Source organism: Chryseobacterium populi, from assembly GCF_000282115.1.
Classification (GTDB): domain Bacteria; phylum Bacteroidota; class Bacteroidia; order Flavobacteriales; family Weeksellaceae; genus Chryseobacterium; species Chryseobacterium populi.
In genome coordinates this window covers 1-25630 of the sequence record NZ_AKJY01000009.1, presented here as the reverse complement: position 1 = coordinate 25630, position 25630 = coordinate 1, and the positions used below count along the sequence as shown (strand labels likewise).

Genomic DNA, 25630 nt, shown 5'->3' with positions numbered 1-25630 from the left:
AGAAGGCAGGATTTATTTTTTTATAACAGCCGGTTTTGACCTTAAAAAGATTAATCCTGCAATGATGACACTTGCCCCTGCAAATTGTAAGACCGTCAGTTTTTCACCATCAAGAATCCCCCAGATAATAGCAACAATAGGCATTAATAGAGTAACTGTAGATGCGAAAAGCGGAGTGGATACTTTCAGCAGCCTGTAATTCATTGTCATCGCAAGCCCGGTTCCGAAAACCGATAACAAGCTTACAAACATCAGCCCAAGCATATTATCTTTAGAAAAATGAAATTCTGAGAAGAATCCCGTTAATGCCAGGGAAATTATTGATGGCAGAAATAAAACAAAGGAAAAAACAAAAGCTGATAAAACAGTAGAAGAAACTTCCATAAGTTTTGATTTTACCGTTGTAGTACTGATGGCATAGCATAATGTAGCCAATAGCAATAACAGAATCGGGATGAGTTTAAAAGTTCCGCCTTCTTCCCCGCCGAAAGCCAGTAAACAGACCCCTGTAAAGCTGATTAGGGTACCGGTGATCTGTTTTTTTGTCGTTTCAAAATTCCATACCAGTGCTCCGACAATAATCACAAAAATAGGCATCATGGAATTAATAATCCCGGCAATACTGCTGCTGATCTCTGTTTCCGCTATAGGAAATAAGAACATCGGAATGAAGTTTCCTGTAAAAGCTGCTAAAATCAGCCACTTTAAATGCTTTTTCGGAAAAAGCTTATATTTTGAAATGGCAATGGGTAATAAAATAATTCCCGCAATTAATACCCGTAAAGCTCCCACCTGGAATGGATTGAAATGCTCCAGAGATTTTTTTATCAAAATAAAAGAAGAACCCCAAATGATGCTAAGGACAAGTAAAAGAATCCATTTTTCTTTATCTGCGTTCATTGTTTTTATGTAAAATTTTTAAAAATTCTTTTTTAGAAATCATCCTGGCACCCAGACTTTGAAGATGCTCTGTATGGGATTGACAGTCAATAAGATCCAATATGTTTTTGTTGCTTTCGACAAAATGAATAAATCCGGCTTTTGAGGCATTGCTTACTTTCGCAAACATACTTTCACCACAGAAAATATTTCCGATCTGAAGTCCGTAAAAACCGCCGACCAATTCTCCTTCCTGCCAGACTTCAATACTTTTGGCCAATCCATACTGATGAAGTTGTACAAATACTTCCAGCAACTCATTCGAAAGCCATGTTCCGTTTTGTTCTTTTCTGTTGATCTGTTGACAGTTGCGGATAACTTCCCTGAAGCTTTGGTTTTCGGTGAAGGTGAAAACATTCCTGTTTAATATTTTTCGCATCGATTTTGAGACTTTTAATTCTTCCGGAAATAAAACAAATCTCGGATCGGGACACCACCAGAGAATTTCTTCCCCCGGATTATACCACGGAAAGATCCCTAGCTGGTACCCAAACCAAACTCTCTCTACGGAAAGGTCGCCTCCAAAAGCAATCACCCCTTCATGTCCGTCATAGAGCTCAGGATCGGGGAATGATATATCATTTTCGTCTAATCGAACCATTACAGGAAAAAAAATCCTACTTAATAAAGCAGGATTTATATTTGATTGTTATCTCTGATTAAAAAGGTAAATCATCATCTTCGTCTCCTGCAAACGGATTTTCGTTAGAAACCGGAGATGCAGATTGTGACGGTGCAGCCTGAGTGGGCTCAGAACCATTATCGAAAACTTTTTCCACTCTCCATCCTGTAATAGAATTGAAGTATTTGGTTTCCCCTTGTGGAGAGGTCCATTCTCTTCCTCTGATATTGATTCCTACCTTTACATTTTCTCCTTCTTTAAGATTATCTAATAAACTGATCTTATCAGACAAAAATTCTATGTTTATCGGCTGTGGATACTGCTCCTGGGTTAAAATAACCATTTCTCTTTTCTGGAAACCGCTCGCAAATGTCTGAGCATCAAAAAGTTTCTTTACCGTTCCTTGTAATTCCATATCATAAATATTAACGATGTAAAAGTAATAAAATGAAATGTAATAAAAGGGGTCAGGGAAAAAAAATATAAAATTTTTAAAAAAATCTTTGAAAAGTCTTGCAACTAAAGAAAAATGTCCTATATTTGCACTCACAAAAACGAAACAAGCTCTTTAAAATAAAACTTAACAAAACAACGCGGATGTGGTGTAATTGGTAGCCACGCCAGACTTAGGATCTGGTGCCGAGAGGCGTGGGGGTTCGAGTCCCTTCATCCGCACAGTATGCGAAAATAGCTCAGTTGGTAGAGCACAACCTTGCCAAGGTTGGGGTCGCGGGTTCGAATCCCGTTTTTCGCTCCACTCCATGCCCTGGTGGTGGAACTGGTAGACACGCAGGACTTAAAATCCTGTGCCTCTTTTGGCGTGCGGGTTCAAGTCCCGCCCGGGGTACTTCAATAAAGGCTTAATTAATTGGTTCTCAGTTTTTTAAGCCTTTTTTGTTTTTTATATTGCCGACATTTTGCTGGATTTATAAAATAATAATACATTATAAAATCTATTTATATTTTGCCTTTAATGTTTTGGCTGCATATACCCAGTTTTCATCGTTAATCTTTTCAATTTCTGCAATATTTTTTTCTGCCTCATTTTTGTTTGATGTCTGGTAATAGGCTTTTGCCAGAATATAATGGGCATAAGACTTATTCTCCTCAGAGATTTTAGAAGTATCTAAATTTTTAACAACTTTGTTTTCAGAATTGGTAAGAGCCAGATTAAAAAACTTTCCTAATTCTGAAATTTCCTTGTTCTTAGCATCAGAAGTCTTCTTTATACACTTATTAAAGAAATTGTTACTCAGAGTCAAAAATTTATTTCTTGCCGTATTTTCCGATTTTTGTAAAAGCACTTGATATGAGGTTGCTAAAGTTATCAATTCTTCATCAGTAGGATTCTTTTTGTCTTTAAAATTAAGGCTAGTATATAAATCCTCTGTACCTTCGGGAAATCCGTTAAACTCCTGGTCAAAATATTTAGAGTTTTGAAAACCTAAAGTTTGATGAATTACATCCCCATTAATATCTACAAGCTTTACATCGGGAATTGAGCTTACATTATAATTTTGGGCTACATCCCTATTCGTATCAATATCAATCGGAACTATGATAAATTTATCGAGTGTAGATTTGTAGGCTGTATTATACCAGAAATCCGTTTCCATCTTTTTACAAGGTTTACACCAGCTAGCATTAAAATCCAACAAAATAAATTTGTTCGTTGTCTTTGCTACTTTTTTTGCTTCATCAAGAGAATTTACCCAGATCTGGGAAAAGCCAAACTGGGAAATCAGTAATAAAAATAAAAATTTCAGTTTCATGTTCTTAGTTGTTTTTCAAAATAAGCCTCCAATAATGGAGGCTTTATTCTATTGTTTTGTAAATATTAAATCTTTTGTTTTAGGTAAATAAATTGTTTTATCTGGATTACCTGGACAGCTTTGCGAAGTTAAGGAAATGTCATCTGGACGATATTCCCATGATAGTTGAGTTGCATTTATTTTCTTTAAGAAAATATCTCCCCATCCTACAGAACAATTTGTCCCGCTGTAAAGAAAAAGTACAGTGTTTTGATTTGGTCTTGTTCCAATACTATATAATTCAATATTAGGCAAATTATTATTCTGCGTATCTTGTAAAACATTTCCTGAGGAATTTTTAACAATATATTTTACAATTAAAGCATCCATATAGTAACTTTTTTGAGCACTATTTTCTAATTTGTCTATTTGTTTAGTAATAAACAGGATAATTTCATTTCCGTTGAAATTAGCCTTATAAGTTCCAATATAGGGTGATAACTCATTATTGGTATCTTTTAAATGTGCACCATTGGGAATACTTGTCAATGCCGTATTTAATGGAAGATTTTGTGCTCTGCAGGATATTGAGCTTATCATTAAGCCTAACAATATTATTGCTGTTTTTAAATATGTTATTTTCATATCTATTTATTTTTTTAATTAAATTATTTAAAGACAAGGTACAGCAGTAATTTTACCTGTACTATCTTGTACTATGTTATATACGGTTCCATTTTCTTCATCTACACGTTGTAAATTTACTTTCCCTGTAAGCCCCATATTTTGTAACGTATCAAAGAATAATTTTTCCAATCCTTTTTCATTTAATTCACCAGCAATATTAACATAAGTATTACCATTTATACTTGTGTTCGTTAAATTAGAAACCATCTTTCGATAATCATATTTAAATTGTTTCATTTTTGTTTCCGAATATACAAAACCTCCCAATTCTGTACCAGTTCCTGCAAAACGTATTACATAGTGTACATATTTTACACCATTAGGACAAGTACTACAACCTTCAGCTGCTATCATTCCAAAATAGGCATGTCCTACACCGTCAGCTACGCTCTGAGCGGCAGCAAATCCAAACAACGTATCTACTATATCCGGAGGTGATACCATATGAGTACCTGATGCTGTGTGATTATGATAACCACCATAACCATCAGTGACATTAGTAAATTCAACTTCATGATCTCCATTAACATCTGCAGGAACTACAGTTCCATCTTTCTTTTCCTTAAATCCTATTTCTCCTGTCGTTTCAGGGTTACTAAGTGTTTGTTTGGCATTTGCTTTCACATTGGTAATTCCCTGTTGAACATTAGGTTTGTTTAGCACAGCATTAGTTTTCTCGCAAGGATCTTCAATATCTGGAAGGGTTCCACCACCGCCACAACTTGGAAGTAACCGGTAAAAAACATCTTGCATTACACATCCGTCATTTGGAGTGCCTGGGTCTGTACTTGGAACAGATCCGCCTCCGCCTCCACTGCTTCCACCGCCTGAGCTTGGATTAGCGGGAGGAAAATCAGTTCCTGTGTCTCCTGTAAAAATAGTTTCACATGAATAGGTAACACAAGTTCCACAGTGGTCACAATCCTTCCAAGGTTTTCCATTTTTGCAATGAAAATAAAGCGTGCATATATCTACGGTAAGCGTTATTTTAGATTGATCATCAGTATGTGCAGTAATATTCGTTGGGGGTCTAAATTCCGTCAGCCACATCCTTCCTTTTTCCTTGTCTTCTTTTTGTCCCTCAAATAAATCCTGTGGAATATTGGTGAAATGCTGAGTTCCGAATGTTTTATAGTCCATATACATAAAAGTATAAAACATATGCTGCCTATAGTCTTTGTCTATATTTCTGTCATAGACAATCCTTTGAAGTAATGCATTATCATAATCCCTTACAAATGAAACCAAATCCCTATCGTTTAGGGTTGCAAACAAAACAGAACTCATTGTTTCATTATCATAAGAAAGTGGAATCATTAAACCTGTAGCTCCTCCCTCAGCATCAAAAACCTGCATTTTCTCCCAGATTGGCATTCCCCTTTGGTCTGGCATTTGAGCAAGAAAACCGGTTTGATCATTGTAAGCTTCAAGGATACTGATATAATCTACTCCGGCTCTGGAAAGTGTATTATTTGTTTTAGAATGTTTAAAGAAATCGGCATTATTCCGGTGTGGGGTTGTTTCATCTTTTGTCATCTCTTCATTCCGACATGAGTATAAAACTATACTCAGGGTTATCAACAGGGATAACCACAGAAAAAACCTGTTTTTCATTGATTTTTTAGTTTTTAAGTTGTTAAATATAAGTTATTATCATATTTAGGGGAAATCTTTTGTAAAATTTCTAAAATCTCCCTTAGACTAGTACTGTAAATGTAGTTATAGAGAACGACAGAACATGTCGTATTTACTAAGAATTAAAAATAATTTTATCATTTTGTGATTGTAGATTCTTGGTTAATAACAATAGAAAAAAAGGCACGGAGCAAAATCAATCGGTTAAGAGGTACTGCGGAGAATCCAAAAGACCAGAAATGCCCTGCCCGTGCTCATATTAGTACTAAGAACCCTCCGTAACAAAATTACGGAGGATTTTTGTTTTAAAAAGGGCTCAGATAGGATATGGACATTTTATTCTTTAGGAATTTCAGTTTTAATATCTTGGTCTTTATCCGGTCTTTTTTTAAGAGTTTCCAGATATTGGTCTGTAAAATCAATCTTTAGTTCTATCCAGAGCGGCAGATGATCACTCATCTGAAAAGTCCGCCAGCTTTCAAGCTTCCAGTTTGGAGGGAATTCCTTGCCCTTTTCCTTATATTTTTCTTCAGCAACAGGCTTATAGTATTCTTCATTGTTAAAAACAGAATTATAATAATTGAGAACACCCATTTTTATATTTTTACTTTCTTCATGAATATCTAAATCCTCAAGCCGTAGGTTTTGCATATTGAAGGCAATCTGATCAAAAGCCCTGTCATTTTTAGCATTGGTATAAAGAGATTCATTAAATGGACGAAGATAGAAACCTGTCGGGTTTTCCTTTGTACCTACCAGAGCAGAATAAAATTCGTCTCCTATCTTTTCAATATTGAAATCACCTAATAATATATACGTTACATCTTCTTTTTTTGCTCTGAAGTCGAGTTTTTCAGCGAGGGCTGCGATTTCATTTTTCCGTCTTACGTTATCCTTTTCACCGGTTGCATTCTTTGCTTCAGAACCATAATAGACATGTACGCTACAAAGGTTAAACTTAAACCAGCTGGCCTGAAAGGCAACCATAAACGGGGGACGTGCAAACCCGTAAGGAAGATTGAATTTTTCTCTTTCTTTGGAATCCAGATATACTTCCCCGGCAATGTTTTTAAATTTTACTTTGCCTGTATTATAGATAAAGGCGATTCGTTCGTTTCCTCCTTCTGCATTAGGGGTATCGGTAACGATATATTCATATTTATAACCTAAAATTCTCATTAGGTCTGTAAGCGCAGACATATTGTTTCCGATCTCCTGGACAGCGATTAAGTCAAATGAAGAAATGATTTCAGCGATATACCAGAAAGATTCTTTCAGACGGTTTTCTGAATTTGAAAATTCCCTCAGGTTCCAGGTGGCCAGTAATAAAGAGCTTCGGTTGGTTCTTTCCGGAAGTTCATTTTTAATCTGCTGTCTTAGCTTCTGGAGGTTCTCAATAATATGCAGGCGTTCGGCTATTTTAATCTCATCAAGGGGTTTATAATAAGGCATGGCGGTTATTTTAAAAGTTTTTTATCTTCAAGATCTTTAAGAATATATTCAATAGCCATTTTTGAGGCTTTCCGGGCGATTGAGGCTTTTTTCATTTTAAAAAAGGCAATCAATACAGTATTTCCTATCCATCCTGAAATGCGGGTAAATACATTTTCTTTATAGTGTTTTTTTATTATTTCCTCAGTAATCGGATGTTGGGAGTCTACTTTTTGGTCTGTTAGTTTTTCATATACCAGATCAATCATTTTCTTCACTCTGTATTCAATTTTTGGGGATAGTTTAAGTAAGGTTTCAGGATTGTATGTCGGCCACTTATTGAAAGTTCTTTCAAAAGGATTGGGGGCTTTTGGATCTTCCATCTTCTCCTTTAATAAATAGAGGTCCGGGATTACGGGTAAAAAAACTTTTCCCATTCTCTTTTTTTCAATTTTAAAAAGATGAATCATTTCCGGAGTCCAGTTTTTATGAATAGGATGTACATTATTATTCTCAGGGTCGTATTCAATTGAAAAATAGATTTTAAAAAAATTCCGGGCATTATCTCTGCCCAGAAAAAAGTCATGATGTCGGAAACTGAGATCTAAAAAACCGCCAAAAGCATAAACGGAAGAACAGGCGATCGGATGCTCTTCTTTTTTATTTTCTTTGTTGTATCTGGTTGGGAAAATCTCTCCGGTGAAATATTTTCCCGTATGAAAATCCAGCATCTCTTTTCTTTTTATTCTTGCCTGATCCTGTAAGGTTCCCAGAATTGACGGGATAACAGAAAATATATCATCCGGTTGAGTGTACTCATGACTGTAGATATGATCCGGAAATGGATCGATCATGATCAGGGCAAATTTATCAGGATCATCAGCGTTTTGCTTTTCTCCGTGACGTTCTTTCAGAATATTTAATACCTCTCCGATAGGCTCATTATTGATAGCTCCTCCATCTACCCCGATAAAATTGAACGGATCAGAAACATTTTTGAATTCAATAGGAAGATCAGCAGGAATATTTTCCGGCTGTATCTTATTGTAAAGTAATTTTCTGGAATTATTTTTAATGTAATCCACCGTGAATTCATTCTTAAAAAACTCTCTGAAACGGAGACCAATAGGAAATGCACCTGTTGCTTTTGTGGTAAGCTTTAACCGGTCTACAACATCCTTTTCGTCACTGAAAGGAGCCAGCGGTAAATAAAAGTCTTTGTGAAGCGGGTTGCTTTTGTCATAATCCAGTTTAAAATGAGAAATAACAAAATGCTCAAATGTATTGTACTGCGGAAGGTCAGCATTTTTTTTTAATCTCCCGAATGGTGTTGAAAAATCTATGGGTAAGGGCACGCTTCTCAACATAGTTTGGGATAATAAGACCTCCAGTTCAGAGGACACATAGGCCGGCAATTTTTTTTCTTCAACATCATCTGCGAATGCATTATCACAGATTTTGTCAATAAAATCTGAATTGAGCAGGGAAATAATTTTCCCATTATTCAAATCGTCTGCGGATAATGCCTTTTCAAATATTTTCTCGGGGATATCCTCAGTGTCTCCCATTAAAACCCAGCTGTCATAAAGCATATTTCCTTTTTTTGAGGAAGGATCTGAAGGGTTGTTTACCGGGGTTATTTTTCCTTTCAGAGCATAAATCGCAGACATCATTGTCGTCATTCCTCCTGCCGAAGCGCCCCCCATTGCATCAATGATCACTTTGTGCTTCGGGATATAATTAAGCATATCCTGATCCCATCCTTCGGGAAGCTTTCCGGATTTTGCCTGCTCCCATAATTCCAGGATTTCAAAAAGATAATCCATCACTCCTGCTGTATAACATCCGGCAGAAATAGCGCCAGCCATTGTGATGCCGACGTGGAATACATCATTTTGCACTTGAATATTTTCCATGGTCATATTTGTTTATCAGTTGTTAGTTTTTAACAAAGCCTGTTGTTGGGACGAATTTATAATAAATACCTAAAAAATAAAATTCCCCTTTTGTGTTATATTTAATCCTGAATTATCCTTAGTTTTAAAATTATTCCCCTTATATTATTCAAATTCATACAAATAAAAAGCTGCCTTAATAAAAAGACAGCCTGAAATTTAAATGTTTATTATTTAGATTCAACTTCCTGAATTAGTTTCCGGGATAATCCAGAACTGCTCCAAGAACCCATCCTAAAGAATCCACGCTGTTTCCGGCGATAAGATCCTGTGGCGGATTTAAAGTAATCGTGATTGTAGAAGATGAGCTGTCTACAGATGTGGAAGAAGAATAAGTAGACTCTGATGCGCTGGCCAAAGGAATTCCCAGGAAAGACACTTTTACGGAAGAAGACTGTTCAAACGTTTTCTGAATGCTTTGATAGTTGCTGCTTGTTACTTTGATAACAATCGTAGGATAATTTGAAATAGCAACTCCGTTTAACAATCCGAAAGGACCGTTTTGGGAAAAATCGATGTTTGGATTTGGCGAAAATTTAAATCCTGTCACATCTTTGCTTCCGTTTTTAATGGCTTCCTGAATCGGGGCAAACCAAGCCCAGTTCAGTCCGGTTGCTGTACTGTAAGCTGAAGGTCCAAAGTTTACTAAAGTAGCTCCGGTGAATGACATTGATACACTTATTTTATTTTCTGTAGTCGCAAGACTGTCTGAAAAATACTTTGCATTTCCACTTACCCCTACCGTTAAGAAATCCAGTATAGGAATAGAAAAACCAGTGCTTCCGCTTACGGATACTGTAAATCTGTCGCTTGTTTCGCGGCTGACTTCCATGGTGAGATTAACGGCTTGTGACGTGTTCTTCAGGCCATTGAGAATATCACTGATCTGGGTGGTCATCTGGAAGGCAGGAACCGTAGTATTGTTATCTAATGTTAATCCTCCGTTATCGGATGAAGGGGTTTGAACATTCCCTAAAGCTGTGCTTACATAGCCGTTGTTCATGGTTACATTGTTCTGTAACGTGACGGAAGCTCCCAATGCATTCAGGTAATTGGCCAGTACCGGAAGAATAACTTTTCCGCTTGCAGGGGTATTATTTAAAAGCTTATTTAGATTTTTACTTACCTGGATTTCACTAAGCGTAGTTTTTGGAGACGCCCATTGTGTTGCAATAGTATTCATGATGACATCAATAGGCTGCATTGTTGGAGTTGCAGGAGGAAGGCTTCCATACGCCTGTTTCCAGGAATTAAGTAAAGCCACCTGCTGATTCACGGCATTCTGTTGAGCTGTGTTCAGTGTTGCAGTATCACTTGTGGATAGAGAATACACCACTTTAGATAAAACCTGGGTATAAAAGTTGGTGAAAACCTGGTCTAGCTGTACCGGAGTGGTATTGGCCTTCAGGTTGGAAGCAATCCAGTTGTACGTTTTATTATTAAAAGCTAAATTGGTCGGATTCTGCCAGTAATAAGGAAAGTTTCCCTTGTCTGTAATAGTAAGCTGGGAAAGCGGGGTTTTCAGGATTGATGAAAAAATACTATTAGCCTGTTTTTGTAATTCTGCGATAATTTCTTCTGCTTCTACAAAAGGAGAAACATCTGTGGGGTTTTTCATGATTGATTAGTTTTTGCGGTTTTCCTACTCTCTTATTGGCTTTTCGGAATTTGCCATTGTATTTGTCCGTTTTGAAGCTTCGTTTGAACAATCCAAAGTAACGTTGAAAAAAAGACAAATTTTAGCGTAGAAATTCCCAAATTTTAAATTGAGTGTTTTGTATGAAGAAAACTAAGTAATTACCGATGTGGAATATGACGATCAGAAAACCAGTATTTTAGCTTAATTTTGAATCTTTTTAATTTATTAAATTTACTTTAGTTAATAAATTAAAAAGACATGTAAAACGGAAGACCAATAATCTTAAATAATTCAGGACCTTCCATAAAAAAAATATTAGAACTCAGATCATTATGTCCTTGTTCTAATATCAAAAATTAAATCTATTATGCGATTATAATTAAAAAATTTCTCTGTATTTTATTTTTTAATGAAAATTTTTGAAAAAGATTTTTTATTACCGGTCACTTTTATGAAATAGGAGCCGGCAGGAAGAGTTTCTGTATTGAGTTTTTCATCATAATACCCTTGTGAAGAGTTTAATCTTTTAGTAGAGATAACATTTCCTCTTGAGTCTATGATTTCAACATTTGATTCTTTATCTTCCGATTTGAATTTTATAGTGATATTCTGTTGAGCGGGATTGGGATAAACCGTAAAATCATTTGCCGGGACTTCAATATTTCTTGAAGATAAATTGCCCGGTGAACATTCAGGGATTCTGTTGATACCATCTATTCCCCATGAAGGCTGAACCGGAATACACAGCCAGTTCAATACGGTTGGCAAATGATCTGTTTCTCTCGTAGTTGACAGATAATTGTAAATTTTAAAATTAGCAGTGGCATTATGGGACCTTGTGGGGTTACCTGTAATCGTAGAATTATTGCTGTTCGGGCTTGAATCGGTCAGTGTATTTCCCGAAGTTTCATCGCATTTCCAGTTGGCCAATAATTGTGAATAATAAGGATGGGAAGCCGTGATATTCTGATTTGCCCAGTTCACCAAAACATTATTTGGGATTGCAGATTTCCAGATTCTGATATCTCTATAAGAAGCAGCCAGATTTTGTCCGTAAGCATTGGTTCCATCCTGGTTGATCGTAAGCGGAAGCCCGGAATCGATATTCCCGATCGTATTCATTTTAGCAAAAGTTACCGGAACTCCATCTTCATACAGCGTTACAAGACCGTCTCTGTCAAAGCTTACTGCAATATGTTTCCATTTATTCGTCTCAACTTTTCCTCCCACAAGGTCAATCCTGTTGGTTCCGTCACCAATATTCATTTTAAAAGTCTGTCCGGAATATCCCGAAATGACGAAACCTTTGTTTTTTCCACTGTTCCAGTTTTTATTACTGATCATCACGGGATCACTTGAATAGCCAGCGTTAGGCTTTACCCAAAATTCAACGGTAAAATCCTGGCTGGTTCCAAAATTAAATGGAGACTGATTGGCCGGTTTTGCATAAGAACCTGCAGGAAGATTAAGCTGATTGTAAGTTTTATTGGTGTCGATTACCGTTTTGCTGATCTGTTGCGGAATAAAATTCGGGTTTGAATAAATCGTGAAAATATTTCTTTCCGAAAGATTTCCTCCACCATGTCCGTTATCCACTGCCCCGTGATCTGTCGTTACAACCACCAGCCAGTCTTCATTCTGATAAGTTGGCCTGTTTTTCATGGCATTGACAATTTCCCCGATATAGGTATCCGTTGTCTGTATTGAAGAAACATATTGTGGAACACCTGAAGAGAAACCGTACGAATGTCCGGCGTGGTCTACGTCGTCAAAATCAACAAACAGAATATCAGGATTATCATTTTGTAAAGCATTGACTGCCGCATTTTTTACCGCTAAATCTGTGCTTAAATTGGTTTGTACATCCGCGTTCTGAACGATTTTATCATTTACAGGAGCCCAGTGTGCTAAAGAAATGGTTTTTAAATTCGGATTGTAAGTTTCCGCTCTTGTCAGGAAATCAGGGTAACTGGCGTAATTAGGGTTGGTAAAATTATTATCCTGAACATTGTGCTTCGTATGCCATACTCCGGTAAGCATTGTGCTCCAGCCGTTTCCGCTCCAGGTAGGGGCAGCGCAAAGGCCATCTAAAGAATAAATCGATTGATTCGCTAATGCATGAATGTTAGGAGTATTGGAAGACATCATCACATCAGTTCGGCATCCGTCAACACCAATAAAAAGAACTTTTTTAGTCTGAGCACTTAGAAAGAAGCTCATTAAGACCGCCATTGAAAAGAGTTTTGTTTTCATGAGTTTAAATTGTTTAAAAATAAAAAAGTTTACAAATAGTAATTTTAATTTAATAATTGTAAAACTAATTTACTATTTGTAAACAATCGTGAATTGAAAGTTAATTAATTGATAATTAAAAGTGCTATGTCTTAAAACACAGATAACACAAACAGACTTCACAATAGCACAATAAAAATTAATAAGCCATTCGTGAATAGTTTGTGTTATCAGTAGCTAACCAAAATGTTTGAACCAAAGAGGCTGAATCAGGACTTTGTTTGAAAGAATAAGTTAAAGAATTTCTTCAGCCTCAGATATGGTATTAAAAATATAATCCGGATTGGATTTTTCCAGTTCGGTTTTACTTTGAGCTCCGGAAAGGACGGCAATGGTAAGTCCGCAGCCGGCATTTTTCCCCTCCTCAATATCAATCACAGAATCGCCGGCTTTTAAAACTTTTTCTGGTTCAATGATGTTAAATTTCTTCATAGCAAGATATATCATTTCAGGGCTTGGGCGGCTTTCTGAGACATCATCTGCCGTAATCAGGGCATCGTAATGCCTGTTTTCTTTCCAGCCCAGTTTGTCTAAAAGCTGTTGTGCTATTTCAGAAGTATATCCTGTATTCAAAACAATTTTTTTGTTCCCGGACCTCATTTTTATTAAGAAATTTTCTACCCCGTTAATAGGCTGTACATTGAGATTCCGGTAAGCTTCCTTTAGCTGGTCTGAAAAACTTTCAAAAATAGCCGGAGCCTCTTCTTCTTTTCCGCCGATTTCCTTTAATAAGCTGCTGATAGCTTCCAGCTTTTCCATGCCTGCACAGCTGGATAAAACTTTCTCTAAAGAAACCTGATATCCGTAGTCATTCACAGCGTTCATTAGTGTTTTGTATACTACATTGTCTTCATTAATTGTAGTTCCGGCCATATCCAGAACCAATAATTCTATATTCTTCATTTATTTTATGTGTAAATTTTATCAATATTAAATTTTGAAAAGCCACCACTCCCGGTCATTCCTTTTCCGCCGATCCCGGTTACGATATGAATATCAGGAGATGGGCTGTGTTCAAAGAGGTCTTTTGTTTTGCATTGGGAATAGACTCCAAACCATCTTCTCTGAATTTCGTAAGTCGGCAGATCTATAATTTTCCGGGCTTCATTGATCATAAATTCATCAATCTCCATATTAAGGTCATACCCCAAAGCATCGGAATCTTTTGCACTTGCGTATTCATGGGAATCTCCGAGGATAACAGATCCGTCGAGAGCCTGTTTGAATAAAATATGAATTCCGTATTTTTTCTCAAAAGAATTTGGCTCTTCAAGCGATTTGATCTTTTCATAGGAAGGGCATTCCCGGAAAGATTCGTATCGTCTGATGGATAATCCGGTCAGGATATTACCTTGTAAAGAATAAATTCCCTGGGGTTTTGTCTGAAGCATCTGCAATTTACTTACTTCAAGATCACTTTCATTGAACAGTTTAGGATATAATGTTTTAAACTCATGGCCACCACAGATAATTATTTTTTCTGCCTTGAATTCTGTTCCTTCTGCGGTTGTAGCAACACATTGCTGATCATCTTCATATGTTTCCACAACAGTCGTGCTATAGAATATTTTTAAACCTAGCTTTTCTTTTAATAATGCATGAAGTTTTACGATCATTTCTGCAGAATCTACTGAGAGCTCCTGTGGAAAAAACAGTCCGCCTTTGCAGTAATCAGAACGCAGGGCATCGTACTTTTTGATGCAGTCATTTTTAGATAGGAGGACGGATTCATAGCCGTTGCTCTTATTAATTTCGTAGAGCTCATGGATCAACTGCATTTCTTCATCATTGGATGCAATATAAACGGAGCCGTTTTTCCGGATTGTCATATCGGCCTGAGACTGTAATTCATTATAGAGGGCTAAACTTTCTCTTCCGAAGTTCTGCCATTTCAGATCCATCCCGGATGGAACTACCTGTCCGAAATTTCTTACCGTGGCACCTTGTGGAAGGGAGTTTTTTTCAAGCAAGGCTACTTTCAGGTTTCTTTTTAAAGCATGATAAGCATGGAATGTTCCTAAAATTCCGCCGCCCACAACGATTAAATCGAATTTTGTTGTCATTTTTACTGTATTTTTTTAGATCATTTTCGAACGGGTATCGAAATTGATGTATGGATTATTGTTGTTTGATTTAGGTCTTGATTTTTTTCTGAAGCTTAAATAAGCAATCAAAGATGAGATGAGAACAATGATGACAATTATGTAATTCAGATAGATGTAAAAATTAAGCCATGAAGTTCTGGCAGACCCGAAGTTTTTATAAAGAAGAATCAGAACACTTCCCAGATACCCGAAGGAATCTACAAAATAGATCAGGAATCCCACATTTCCTTTAATTTCAAAAGCGGCAATCATCCGGTCGAAATAAATTCCGTTGAAAGGGATATAGCATAGATACATTCCAAAACCGGAAAGGACCATCCACAAAAAAGGAGACATGAAGCCATTTTGAAAAAGGTAGGTGGAAAGGCCTACACTTCCTATTCCTATAAAAAGAATATAATGATAATAGGCAAATGCTTTTTTATTGTTCTTTACTTTTACCATAAAACTTAAGACCAGCAATACCATAATGGCAATGGGAATCTCGGTTATGGTGAAAATAGAGCTATCAAACCTGATATTCAGATTATCCCAGATCTCACGGTTGAAATTATCCCTGAAATCCCTTAAAACAGTAAGGCTTACATACAGAAATGTAATACAGATAATAGGGATGAAAAACTGACGGATAAGTGCTTTTCGTTCATTTTTATGAAGCGGTTGTCTCTTGTTTTTCAACAAAATATCTTCTTCTGTAGGCCTGGGAATTCTTTCCAGCATAAACCCGAAAATAATAAGCGGAATGATAAAAAATAATCCTGTGGTAAAAGGCATCCAGAACTCCGAAACTCCGAAAGTATCCATTAAAAATTTTCCGACGGACTTTGTAAATCCTGAAGAAACGACAAAGCTTGAGCAGAGAAATAAGCCAATGATCTCTGTGGTTTTCCGTCCTTCAATATAAGAGAAGACAATTCCCCAGATCATTCCCAGCGGCATCCCGTTGATAAACATAAAAAGGATATTATAAGGAGCCGGAACAACGGCAAATCCGAGTAAAGCAAGCTCTGCAATGACGATGAAAATAAATAAATAAGAAATTCTCTTTTCAGGCTTTAATTCAGAAATAAAGCGTATCCCGATGAATTTTGAGATGAAATATCCCATGACCTGGGCAATGATGATCAATACTTTATACTCAATCCCAAAATAAGAAAGTCCCTCAAACGAAGCTACAGTAAACGGCTTCCTAAAACCATACATGCAGAAGTAGACTCCAAAAGCAGCAAACGCCGCTTTCAGGGTTATTCCTATATTTTTATTATTGCTTTCAGCCATTTTATTGTCTTAAAAATTAAGCTTTATTCCCAGATTAAATCTTACCCCATAATATTCTACCTGTTCAGGACGGGCCTCACTTTTTCCAAAATGATAGATCAGTGGCTTATTCAGGATGTTATTCACATCTGCATACAGCATTAAATATTTTGTAAACTGGTATGATCCGCCGAAATCAAGACTGCTGTATTTTCCGTAGTAGGAATCGTTGAGGTCTTCTTCGGCATATTCCACGGCATATTTTCCCTTATAATTATAAGCCATCCTCGCGTTGAATCCTTTTTTCTCAAAGAAAATCTGCACATTATATAGTTGTTTAGCCTGATAAGGAAGGGCTACTTTTCTTCCACTCGGCTTTTCCATTTCGGAAGTCATCAAAGTAGCGTTAAGCTGGGTTCCGAAGTACTGCAGGAATCCCGGAAGGAAGTCAAATCTTCTGTTGATTCCCAGTTCGAAACCTCCCAGCCACGCTCTTTTTCCATTATTCGGGGCTGTAAATTGTACTCCGTTGATTCCGTTATAAGAGCTGATAAAAGAATCCTGGAATATAGGATCTGTAATCGATTTATAAAAAACACCACCGCTCAGGATCCCTACATTCGAGAAATAATATTCACCCATCAGGTCAAAATTTAACGAATATGTTGGATTCAGATTTGGATTTCCCCCTTTGAATTCATTATCAGCTTCTATATAAGTTCCGCCCGGAGTTAAATCTCCGAAATTCGGTCTTGAAAAAGTTCTTGTTGCTGCAAAACGGACGTTGGTTTTGTCATTTAATGTATACTTCAGGTGCAACATCGGTAAAACAGCAAGATAGTTTTTAGTGTTTTCAACAGGTGTTAAAACATCTTCAACAACGTTGTAGCCTTTTACTTTTGTATGGGTGTTTGATAGTCTGATTCCTCCCAGGATGGTAATCTGATCATTGATTTTATACGTTCCCATTCCAAAAGCATCGGCATGTTTTTCAAAAACATCAAAATTTCTCCCCAATGCCTTATTGTACTCTAGTGCCTCTGAATCTGCAGTATTTATTTTTAAATTTCCCTGATTCTGGTGCCAGAACTGATCCATCCCCGGGGTTGATAAAACAGGGCCGAATGTATTTCCGATATGAGCATTCATTTCACTTAAATACTTTGTACCGTTCGGTTGGCTTGTGATGTATTGTCCGAAATCAGATAAAAGAGGAGTGTTCCCATTGCTCCAGCTGTAAAAAATATCTGAAAATCTTGCATTACGTTCCTTGTCACGGTATTTGAAGCCATATTTTAAAGTCAACCGGTCGGAAACATTGATCTCATGATTGAAGGCTGCTACAATTTTATCTTTTTCCTCCACGAAGACCTTGTAAAATTCCAGGTCGGTAAATTTCATCTGTGAAGCATCCATTTTAAAATCCGGGTTACTGTAAAATCCGAATAATGCATCAGGGTCTTTATAATCTAATTTTCCGCCGTCTGCTTTCCAGTAGGCCCTTGGGCCGTTTCCATAATCAGCAATATAATTGGGGTTGATCCCAACACCGGATTGAGTATATTTTATCACATAATAAGAATTATTCTGTTTATCTGGGATGTTTCCATACTTAAACCGGTTGTCATAATAGGAAAGATCCCAATCAATTTTTCCTTTGTTTAAACGGTGGTTTCCACCCAATGAAACTGATGTTAATTCTGTAATCAGCAGATTGTGAATGTTTTGTAGTTCGACTCTTGCCGTATTATTGACTGAACTGAATTTATCAAATCTGATTCTGTGCTTGTAATGGGTTTCATCATCGGCCAATGTTCCGTATATTCCTTTCAGGTATAAAGTGTTTTTTGGGGATAAAACATATTCAAAGGCAGTATTGATCCCTGTGGTTTTTCTTACCCCGTTATAATCACGGAGCTCCAGTCTGAAAACTCCTTCATCACCACTTCTTCTTGCTTCAAAATTATCCGTTGACCAGTTCCTGGTGAAATGAGCGATATTCAATAAATACCCGAATTTTTTATCTTTAGTTCTTCCACCGTAGAGCAATCCCAAATTATAAACGCCTTTGTCCGATTTAGTATTGTAACCGCTTCCTAATGTGATTTTTAGCTCTGTTTTCATAGGTGGTGTTTTTGTGATGAAATTCACACCACCACCAATTCCGTCCGCTTCCATATCGGGAGTAAAAGATTTATTCACATGAACGTAGGAAATCAGTTCAGTTGGGAAAAAATCGAATGCAGTAGCCCTTGAAGTGGTCTCTTCTTCAGCAGTCGGAAGCCTGTTTCCGTTGATGGTTGTAGATGCCCAGAACGGAGGAAGCCCTCTGAGGGAAACAAATCTTCCTTCTCCCTGGTCTCTTTCTATGGAAACGCCCTGAACCCGCTGAACTGTTTCCGCGGCATTTCTGTCCGGCAGTTTTCCGATACCGTCCGAAGCAATAACGTTTGTAATATTAATTGCATTTTTTTGAAGATTTAAGGCCCTTGCTTCGGTATTCTTTAAAGTACCTGTGACAATAACTTCATCAATATTTTTCTGTTTCTGGGATAACTTTATATTTCCCAGATCTACGGTTTCTCCTGTTTTTATTTCTATCTCAATGCTTGAGGTTTCGTAGCCGATATAGCTTACCTGCAGATTATAGGTTCCGGCTTTTACATCATTGATGGAAAATTTACCGTCAACATCTGTTGATGCTGTTTTGGAAGATCCTTTTACTTTTATTGAGGCACCGGGAAGGGGTTGGCTTTCGTCAAGGATAATTCCTATGATGGATTGTTTTTGTGCAGAAATCAAAGTGATCACACACACAAAGACAAGGATAAGTAATTTCTCTAATTTTGTTTTCATTTTTACATATATTAAATTTTTTATGCAAATCAAGCTAATAATTTTAATATATGTAACAATTTTATATTAAGTAATGTTTAATAATTTTAAAGGTAAAACAACAAATAGATTAACATTAATTTTTGGTGAAAAAGACAAGATCAGTAAAAAAAAGTCCTCTAAAGCAGGTGCTTGAATGAATTTTTGAATATAATTAAGAAATAGGAAACTGATAAAACCACTCAATTTTTTAAGTGGTTTTGGTTAATTGTATATTAATTCTGATGAATCTTAAAAAAGCAAAAAGTTGAATATTTGTAAACTTTTTGAATTTGGATATACCAGAGCTATTATTTATCAGAATAAAAATAAAGAACAAGCATGATGCAGCTTTCGTCGCTTATGCTTACAGGAACGTGCGGAAATTTTCCGTTGAAATAAAGAGAATCGCCTTCTCTTAAAAAGACTTCTTCATTATCAATTATATATTTTACTTTTCCTTTCAGAATATATTTGAATTCCCAGGCATCGGTAATTACTTTTTCTCTTCTGGAATTCGGTTCAAGGGTTAATAAAACGGCTTCAAAACCCAGAGAATGAAGGCTTTTACTGAAAATGTGCAGGTACTTAAAGCCCTCTGCCTCAACTTCCTTTTCAATAAGTTGCTGATTTTCTTTAGGGAGATGAATGAATTTTGCATTTGATTTTTTTTCTACCCCTTCAAAAAAATAGCTGGCATCGATCTCAAGTGACTGAATCAGATCCAGAAGGACAGGAAGAGAGGGAATCGTTCTGCCATTTTCAATTCTGGAAACCAATCCATTACTCACATTGGCTCTGAACGCGAGTTCATGAATGGTTAAATTATTTTTTTTTCTAATGTCCTTTAATCTCTTTCCGATACCTATTAAAAAATCATTCATACTCATTAAGGTTTAACCTTTATTATTTCATCGTTATTAGTGACCGCAAATTTAGCATTAATTCCATATAGTTTTACAAAGTTTAGAATCGTTAACTAAAATTATTATATTGATTTTTAAATTTTAAACTGTTAAGAATAATGGAGTTATTGATTTTAATAAGAAATGATATTTTAATTTTAAGCCTCCAAAAAGAATAATTTTAAATCTTCCTGTCCTTCCGGATTACGACTTCCGGCCAAAATAAAATTTGCTATTTTTGTGATATTCGTTACTTATGAAAAAAATAATTCTGATCGAAGACGAAACGAGTGTGGTATCTTTTATTAAAAAAGGGCTGCAGGAAAATGGCTACGAAGTTTCTGTGGCTTTTGACGGGCGTACCGGAGTACAGCTGGTACAGTCAAACGATTTCGATCTTGTTGTTCTGGATATTATGTTACCGGAAATGAACGGATTGGATGTTTGTAAAGAAATCAGAAAAACGAATAAACATGTTCCGATTCTTTTTCTGACAGCATTGGGAACATCTGAAAATATTGTTCTCGGTCTTGAAAGCGGAGGCGATGATTACCTGGTAAAGCCATTCAAATTTATTGAGCTTGTCGCCCGCGTAAAATCTTTGTTGAGAAGAAGCAATAATAATCCGGTTCAGGAAATTATTGAACCTGAAACCAATAATGAGCATGTTTTTCAGTTCTCCGATTTAATGGTTAACAATTATACCAAAAAAGTGACCCGCTCCGGAGAAGAAGTTTCTCTTACCTCCACGGAATATAAACTGCTGATGTATTTTCTTAACAATCCTGAGAAAGTGATTTCCCGGGCAGAAATTCTTGATGCTGTGTGGGGAGTCAATTATGAGCTGGGAACCAATGTGGTGGATGTTTATGTAAACTATTTAAGAAAAAAACTGGACCAGCAGGAAGATAATAAACTGATTCATACAGTTATCGGAATGGGATATGTATTGAAAAAAACGTAATGGATGCCTTATAAAGTGATTACAAATCAGACCAAAACGATGGTTCTTTTAATGTTGGTTTTTACTGCCATTATATTGCTGTTCAGTGGTTTGGTGTATTTCTCTATTGTTAACTTTTCGCATCAGAGGTTTTATGAATTGCTTAAAATCCGTACCACAACCATTGTGCAGATTGAAAAAAGTAAAGAACACCTTGACCTCCCTGAAAATTATATTCTGAACAGCCTGAATGATGAGGAACTGCCGATGGAAAAAGATTATGTATTTGCCGTTCCCACAGATTCCAATTTTAAAAAGATTTCCCAGGAAGTGCATATCCCGGATTATTTTTTTAAAAGCATCATAAAAAATGGGGAGTCCAATTACAATGACAAAGAATTTTATTATATCGGGCAGTCTTTCAAATTTGATGACAAAGAATATATTGCAATAGCTTCTGCTAAAAACCATTATGTGGTTTATTATTTAGGATTTTTGAAAAGGACTCTCATCACCTGCATTGTACTTTCGCTCTTCTTCAGCATGATCTTCTCTTTTTATTTATCCAAAACTTTGTTCAAACCTATTTTAAAAATTACAGGGAAAGTAAAGGAAATAAGTTCAGAAAACCTTCACTTAAGACTCGAAGCTCAGCTGGATAATAAAGAATTGAATGAGCTGGTAGATACCTTTAATGATATGCTCAACCGTATCGAAACTTCATTTGAAACCCAGAATCACCTGATCGGAAATGTATCCCATGAATTGAGGACACCATTAACTTCCATTATGGGAGAAGCCGATGTTGCCCTTTCCATCAGCCGTACCGGTAACGAATACAAAGAAACCCTGGAAATTATCCTGGATGAAGCCGAAAAATTAGATAAAAAGATCAAAGCTTTATTAATGATCGCCCAAACCGGATTTGACGGGAAAATTCAGAAAATGGATAACGTACGTATTGATCAGCTGCTTTGGGATGTCATTGAAACTTTAAGGAAAATTGATAGCCGGAATAATATCTATCTGGATGTAAGCATGCTGCCGGATAATCCTGAAAAACTGAAAGTGCAGGGGAATGAGCAGTTATTGCATCTTGCCGTTACCAATATTATTCAGAATGGGTGTAAGTATTCCAATTTCCAGCAGGTGAAAGTTTCTTTGGGCGCTACGGATACTGATGTTTATATCATTGTAAAAGATTATGGAATCGGAATTCCTGAAGAGGAAATGAATAAGATTTATGACCCTTTTTTCAGGGCATCCAATACCAAAAATTATGAAGGCTACGGAATTGGTCTTCCACTTGCCCGGAATATTATCAGAATGCATCACGGTGAGCTCATCGTAAGTTCTTACGAAAACCAGGGAACCACTGTACAGATGCGTTTTCCTAATTTCCACAACACCCAGAGAGAAGAGAAAACAATATAGAAGCTGAAGGCTAGAGCTTTTGAAATTTTTCAGCCACATCATAAAAAGCAATTTGCGATTTAACGATTTTGCCTTTCAGGTATTAATAAGCCTTAACGATTTTCTAATCTCATTTTAATCTCTTTAATGACATTTTAATTCCATTCCAAAAAGCTTCTAATATGGTCGCAATAGTTTTGTATTATCAAAAAGATAACACGGAACTAAATCTAAAAGATATGACCAAAACAATTTTAATTGCCACAGACTATTCTCTTGAATCTTTGAATATATTAAAAAAAGTACTGAAGGAGAAAGACGCTTCGGAAGACACAAATCAATATAACATTCTTCTCGTATCAGGCTATGATATGGGAGATTCAATCAGAGATCTTCTGTTTACTACAAAAAGTACCATTTTTAACAAAATCAGGCCACAGGAATTTTGCGATGCTCACGGAATTATTAAGAATAAATATCCACATCTGATCGGCAAAATTACCTGTGATGTTTTTACAGGAAGCTTTCAGCGGACATTCAATAATTATGTGAAAGCCGAAAATATTGAAGAAGCTTATTACTCTTTATCTGTTAAAAGTAAGGGCAAAGGAAAATTCGACATCATTCCTTATATCATCAAATGCAAAGAGCTGGAATCCCGCGAAATCACAATTGGAATTACCGAAAGGCTTCCTGAAAGAGGAAGACTTGCAGAGATTTTTGTTGAGGTCTAGAAAAATAAAGAACACTTTAAAAATTAAAAAATGTTAAGAAATTATAGTAACAGCAGGACATTGGGAGACAACATCAGGTTGGGGACGCTGACTGCCTTCACGGCAGGAACTATAAATATAGCATCTCTATTAATATTCCTCTCTTTTACTTCAAACGTAACGGGACATTATGCAATTCTGGCAGCGGAAATCAGTAAAGGAAACTGGGCACAGGTTGGTATCGTAGGAGGATGGATTTTACTTTTCTTCTTCGGAAGCTTTTTATCAAATTTTATTGTCATCAATTTTAATAAGAGAAGTAAATACTTTGCCCATTCAATGCCTCTCGTTTTAGAAATAATATGCTTACTGTTTGTAGGGGTTTACGGACAGTTTTTCTATCAGAAAACATTGGAGGAAACAGAATATTTAGTTGCGCTGATGTTGTTTGCGACAGGCTTACAGAATGGGTTGACAGCAAGTATCTCAAACTTCTCGGTAAAAACAACCCATCTTACCGGCACAACGACCGACTTAGGGATTCTTTTTTCTATGTTTACGCAGAAAAAATTCAGGAAAAACGGGGAATTGATTGCCAGGGCGAAACTGCTTACAAGCATCATGATTGCTTATGTATTGGGAGCGGTATTTTCAGGATTAACATATTATTATCTGGAATTTATGGTATTTTATCTGATAAGCCTGTGTCTTCTGGTAGTAATCGGGTACGATGCCTATAAAATTCATTTAAGGCATTTTAATACACAATACAGATACAGCAGAATTTATAAAAAGCAAAATATTTTTGCTTATCTGTATGACAAAATCCATGGAATTCCGGAAATAAAAGAAAAAAGACAGGAAAAAAGAAAATTTGTGTTTGATGATTAAAATATAGTCAGACGGAAAAAATATAAAAACGATCAGTACTAATTTTGTGTAAACCAGCTGTGAACCAATCCTCTATTTGTGAAAATCAATTAGGGGATTGACTTTTTTGAAACCTTTGTGAAGGAGGGATATACTTTGTGGAGATTTACGGCAAGATTGTTGATTTGTTGATAATTAAATCCTAATTCCCGTTTTTAGTATTTTTATTCCCGTTTTCATTGACTATTTTTGTAAGTTGATTTTACGTTTTTATGTCAGATATTATTCAGCTTTTACCGGATCATGTAGCCAACCAGATTGCAGCAGGAGAAGTGGTGCAGAGACCTGCGTCCATAGTGAAGGAACTTTTGGAAAATGCTATTGATGCAAACGCTTCCAAAATTGAACTCATTGTTAGGGATGCGGGGAAAAACCTTATTCAGGTGGTAGATGACGGAAAAGGAATGTCTGAAACAGATGCAAGAATGGCATTTGAAAGACATGCCACTTCTAAAATCAAAGGAACGGAAGATATTTTTAAAATCACTACAAAAGGGTTTCGTGGGGAAGCTTTGGCTTCTATTGCTGCGGTTTCCCAGGTTGAATTGAAAACGAAACAGAAAGAATCAACAATAGGAACCAATATTTACATTGAAGGTGGGGTTTTCCAGTTTCAGGACCCGGCACAGACTGCCGACGGATCTAATTTCCTGGTTAAAAATCTTTTCTATAATGTTCCGGCAAGAAGAAAATTTCTTAAAAACAACAATATTGAATTCCGCCATGTGATCGATGAATTCCAGCGTATCGCATTAGCCCATGAAAACCTGGAATTTTCATTGTTTCATGATGATGAGCCTGTTTTCAGATTGAGAAAAGGAAGCCAGATGCAGCGGATCGTTGATATTTTCGGAAGAAAACTGCAACCACAGCTGATTCCGATAAAAGAAGATATCATCTGGTGCCAGCTCCACGGGTTTGTTGCAAAACCTGAAGGCGCCAAGAAAACCAGAGGTGAACAGTTTCTTTTTGTAAATGGGAGATTTTTCAAAAGCCCATATTTTAATAAAGCTGTTCAGGAAGCATTCGAAGGGCTGCTTTTACCAGGATATATCCCTACATTTTTCCTTTTTCTGGAGCTTGATCCGGAGAAAATTGATGTGAATATTCATCCGCAGAAAACAGAAGTGAAATTTGAAGATGAGCATCTTATCTTTGCTTTGATCCGTTCTACGATAAAAAGATCTCTGGGAATTTATAATGTGGCTCCAAGCCTGGATTTTGAAAGAGATCCGCAATTGGATGAAATGATGCAGAAATCGTTTCCGAGCAAAGGAAATAATGCAAACATTAAAATGCCTGAAATTGTTGTAGATAAAGATTATAACCCGTTTTTGGAAGAAAGGGGAGTGAAACAGTCAGAAATCCAGAATCTTGCGGAAATGTATCATCAGAATATCGCTGCAGAACCCTCAAAGATTAACTTATTTGAAGATGAAGATTTTGATGAGGACCTGATGAGGCTGCCCAACGGATACTGGCTGTTCAATAAAGGAGACCGGACGCTGATGCTGGATTTGGGAAGAATGCACAGGCTGG

General features: G+C 36.5%; 20 protein-coding genes and 3 tRNA genes. 8 read left to right on the top strand and 15 right to left on the bottom strand.

Annotated features, from left to right (window positions below; translation table 11 throughout):
• Positions 1-12 precede the first annotated feature (12 nt).
• From PMI13_RS02825 to PMI13_RS02815, 3 genes are read right to left on the bottom strand one after another with little or no spacing between them, the layout of a single operon-like run.
• Positions 13-900, bottom strand: coding sequence for a DMT family transporter (locus PMI13_RS02825; protein WP_007840459.1), 888 nt, complete (start codon positions 898-900; stop codon positions 13-15).
• Entirely contained in the window at positions 887-1540 is a 654-nt protein-coding gene (gene aat / locus PMI13_RS02820) for a leucyl/phenylalanyl-tRNA--protein transferase (RefSeq protein WP_007840458.1), read from the bottom strand. Before aat ends, PMI13_RS02825 begins: the two co-directional genes overlap by 14 nt.
• Positions 1541-1598: 58 nt before the next feature.
• The gene (locus PMI13_RS02815) at positions 1599-1976 is read right to left on the bottom strand and encodes a DUF3127 domain-containing protein (RefSeq protein ID WP_007840457.1); all 378 of its coding nucleotides are present in this window, start codon (positions 1974-1976) and stop codon (positions 1599-1601) included.
• Positions 1977-2154: 178 nt separating this feature from the next.
• On the opposite strand from PMI13_RS02815, the gene PMI13_RS02810 reads away from it, so the two are divergent.
• The 3 genes from PMI13_RS02810 to PMI13_RS02800 all read left to right on the top strand — a co-directional run bounded on the left by PMI13_RS02810 (position 2155) and on the right by PMI13_RS02800 (position 2408).
• Positions 2155-2236, top strand: a tRNA-Leu gene (locus PMI13_RS02810).
• A 6-nt stretch (positions 2237-2242) separates the two neighbouring features.
• A tRNA-Gly gene (locus tag PMI13_RS02805) sits at positions 2243-2318 on the top strand.
• Between the two features lie 6 nt (positions 2319-2324).
• Positions 2325-2408: transfer RNA gene (locus tag PMI13_RS02800), tRNA-Leu, on the top strand.
• A gap of 106 nt (positions 2409-2514) precedes the next feature.
• On the opposite strand, the gene PMI13_RS02795 is transcribed toward PMI13_RS02800, so the two are convergent.
• The 12 genes from PMI13_RS02795 to PMI13_RS02740 all read right to left on the bottom strand — a co-directional run bounded on the left by PMI13_RS02795 (position 2515) and on the right by PMI13_RS02740 (position 20071).
• On the bottom strand, positions 2515-3333 hold the full coding sequence (locus tag PMI13_RS02795) for a thioredoxin family protein (RefSeq protein WP_007840456.1): 819 nt from the start codon (positions 3331-3333) through the stop codon (positions 2515-2517).
• A 48-nt stretch (positions 3334-3381) separates the two neighbouring features.
• Positions 3382-3957: a DUF6705 family protein gene (locus PMI13_RS02790; RefSeq protein WP_007840455.1), complete on the bottom strand. Its 576-nt coding sequence runs from the start codon at positions 3955-3957 to the stop codon at positions 3382-3384.
• Between the two features lie 27 nt (positions 3958-3984).
• A complete protein-coding gene (locus PMI13_RS02785) occupies positions 3985-5613 on the bottom strand; it encodes a hypothetical protein (RefSeq protein WP_007840449.1) in 1629 nt (542 codons plus the stop codon).
• 357 nt (positions 5614-5970) lie between these two features.
• Positions 5971-7086: an endonuclease/exonuclease/phosphatase family protein gene (locus PMI13_RS02780; RefSeq protein ID WP_007840447.1), complete on the bottom strand. Its 1116-nt coding sequence runs from the start codon at positions 7084-7086 to the stop codon at positions 5971-5973.
• A 5-nt stretch (positions 7087-7091) separates the two neighbouring features.
• Entirely contained in the window at positions 7092-8981 is a 1890-nt protein-coding gene (locus PMI13_RS02775; protein WP_007840445.1) for a hypothetical protein, read from the bottom strand.
• A 232-nt stretch (positions 8982-9213) separates the two neighbouring features.
• On the bottom strand, positions 9214-10638 hold the full coding sequence (locus tag PMI13_RS02770) for a hypothetical protein (RefSeq protein ID WP_007840443.1): 1425 nt from the start codon (positions 10636-10638) through the stop codon (positions 9214-9216).
• 420 nt (positions 10639-11058) lie between these two features.
• Positions 11059-12912 carry an alkaline phosphatase family protein gene (locus tag PMI13_RS02765; RefSeq protein ID WP_007840441.1) on the bottom strand — a complete coding sequence of 618 codons (1854 nt, stop codon included), beginning with the start codon at positions 12910-12912 and terminating at the stop codon, positions 11059-11061.
• A gap of 273 nt (positions 12913-13185) precedes the next feature.
• Positions 13186-13854: an HAD-IA family hydrolase gene (locus PMI13_RS02760; protein ID WP_007840440.1), complete on the bottom strand. Its 669-nt coding sequence runs from the start codon at positions 13852-13854 to the stop codon at positions 13186-13188.
• A 5-nt stretch (positions 13855-13859) separates the two neighbouring features.
• A complete protein-coding gene (locus PMI13_RS02755; protein WP_007840439.1) occupies positions 13860-15014 on the bottom strand; it encodes a TIGR03364 family FAD-dependent oxidoreductase in 1155 nt (384 codons plus the stop codon).
• Positions 15015-15029: 15 nt separating this feature from the next.
• Positions 15030-16334: a DUF5690 family protein gene (locus PMI13_RS02750; protein WP_007840438.1), complete on the bottom strand. Its 1305-nt coding sequence runs from the start codon at positions 16332-16334 to the stop codon at positions 15030-15032.
• A gap of 9 nt (positions 16335-16343) precedes the next feature.
• The gene (locus tag PMI13_RS02745) at positions 16344-19169 is read right to left on the bottom strand and encodes a TonB-dependent receptor (RefSeq protein WP_007840437.1); all 2826 of its coding nucleotides are present in this window, start codon (positions 19167-19169) and stop codon (positions 16344-16346) included.
• 329 nt (positions 19170-19498) lie between these two features.
• Positions 19499-20071 (bottom strand): helix-turn-helix domain-containing protein, encoded by a 573-nt coding sequence (locus PMI13_RS02740; RefSeq protein ID WP_034669928.1) that lies wholly within the window; start codon positions 20069-20071, stop codon positions 19499-19501.
• A 277-nt stretch (positions 20072-20348) separates the two neighbouring features.
• Between PMI13_RS02740 and PMI13_RS02735 the strand changes: the two genes are divergently transcribed.
• The 5 genes from PMI13_RS02735 to mutL form a co-directional block, all read left to right on the top strand.
• Entirely contained in the window at positions 20349-21056 is a 708-nt protein-coding gene (locus tag PMI13_RS02735; protein ID WP_007840434.1) for a response regulator transcription factor, read from the top strand.
• Between the two features lie 3 nt (positions 21057-21059).
• Entirely contained in the window at positions 21060-22469 is a 1410-nt protein-coding gene (locus PMI13_RS02730) for a sensor histidine kinase (protein ID WP_007840433.1), read from the top strand.
• 218 nt (positions 22470-22687) lie between these two features.
• A complete protein-coding gene (locus tag PMI13_RS02725) occupies positions 22688-23182 on the top strand; it encodes a hypothetical protein (RefSeq protein WP_034669940.1) in 495 nt (164 codons plus the stop codon).
• A 30-nt stretch (positions 23183-23212) separates the two neighbouring features.
• Positions 23213-24052 carry a YoaK family protein gene (locus PMI13_RS02720; protein WP_007840431.1) on the top strand — a complete coding sequence of 280 codons (840 nt, stop codon included), beginning with the start codon at positions 23213-23215 and terminating at the stop codon, positions 24050-24052.
• Between the two features lie 251 nt (positions 24053-24303).
• Positions 24304-25630 (top strand): DNA mismatch repair endonuclease MutL (gene mutL, locus PMI13_RS02715; RefSeq protein ID WP_007840430.1); only part of this gene is annotated, 1327 nt, incomplete at its 3' end.

What these genes read in the sequence shown, in the direction of transcription:
- PMI13_RS02745 (WP_007840437.1), bottom strand. Translation starts at nt 19,169, where the DNA reads ATGAAAACAAAATTAGAGAAATTACTTATCCTTGTCTTTGTGTGTGTG.
- PMI13_RS02770 (WP_007840443.1), bottom strand. Translation starts at nt 10,638, where the DNA reads ATGAAAAACCCCACAGATGTTTCTCCTTTTGTAGAAGCAGAAGAAATT.
- PMI13_RS02725 (WP_034669940.1), top strand. Translation starts at nt 22,688, where the DNA reads ATGACCAAAACAATTTTAATTGCCACAGACTATTCTCTTGAATCTTTG.
- PMI13_RS02765 (WP_007840441.1), bottom strand. Translation starts at nt 12,912, where the DNA reads ATGAAAACAAAACTCTTTTCAATGGCGGTCTTAATGAGCTTCTTTCTA.
- PMI13_RS02720 (WP_007840431.1), top strand. Translation starts at nt 23,213, where the DNA reads ATGTTAAGAAATTATAGTAACAGCAGGACATTGGGAGACAACATCAGG.
- PMI13_RS02750 (WP_007840438.1), bottom strand. Translation starts at nt 16,334, where the DNA reads ATGGCTGAAAGCAATAATAAAAATATAGGAATAACCCTGAAAGCGGCG.
- PMI13_RS02780 (WP_007840447.1), bottom strand. Translation starts at nt 7,086, where the DNA reads ATGCCTTATTATAAACCCCTTGATGAGATTAAAATAGCCGAACGCCTG.
- PMI13_RS02735 (WP_007840434.1), top strand. Translation starts at nt 20,349, where the DNA reads ATGAAAAAAATAATTCTGATCGAAGACGAAACGAGTGTGGTATCTTTT.
- PMI13_RS02740 (WP_034669928.1), bottom strand. Translation starts at nt 20,071, where the DNA reads ATGAATGATTTTTTAATAGGTATCGGAAAGAGATTAAAGGACATTAGA.
- PMI13_RS02760 (WP_007840440.1), bottom strand. Translation starts at nt 13,854, where the DNA reads ATGAAGAATATAGAATTATTGGTTCTGGATATGGCCGGAACTACAATT.
- PMI13_RS02815 (WP_007840457.1), bottom strand. Translation starts at nt 1,976, where the DNA reads ATGGAATTACAAGGAACGGTAAAGAAACTTTTTGATGCTCAGACATTT.
- PMI13_RS02775 (WP_007840445.1), bottom strand. Translation starts at nt 8,981, where the DNA reads ATGGAAAATATTCAAGTGCAAAATGATGTATTCCACGTCGGCATCACA.
- aat (WP_007840458.1), bottom strand. Translation starts at nt 1,540, where the DNA reads ATGGTTCGATTAGACGAAAATGATATATCATTCCCCGATCCTGAGCTC.
- PMI13_RS02755 (WP_007840439.1), bottom strand. Translation starts at nt 15,014, where the DNA reads ATGACAACAAAATTCGATTTAATCGTTGTGGGCGGCGGAATTTTAGGA.
- PMI13_RS02785 (WP_007840449.1), bottom strand. Translation starts at nt 5,613, where the DNA reads ATGAAAAACAGGTTTTTTCTGTGGTTATCCCTGTTGATAACCCTGAGT.
- PMI13_RS02790 (WP_007840455.1), bottom strand. Translation starts at nt 3,957, where the DNA reads ATGAAAATAACATATTTAAAAACAGCAATAATATTGTTAGGCTTAATG.
- PMI13_RS02730 (WP_007840433.1), top strand. Translation starts at nt 21,060, where the DNA reads ATGCCTTATAAAGTGATTACAAATCAGACCAAAACGATGGTTCTTTTA.
- PMI13_RS02825 (WP_007840459.1), bottom strand. Translation starts at nt 900, where the DNA reads ATGAACGCAGATAAAGAAAAATGGATTCTTTTACTTGTCCTTAGCATC.
- PMI13_RS02795 (WP_007840456.1), bottom strand. Translation starts at nt 3,333, where the DNA reads ATGAAACTGAAATTTTTATTTTTATTACTGATTTCCCAGTTTGGCTTT.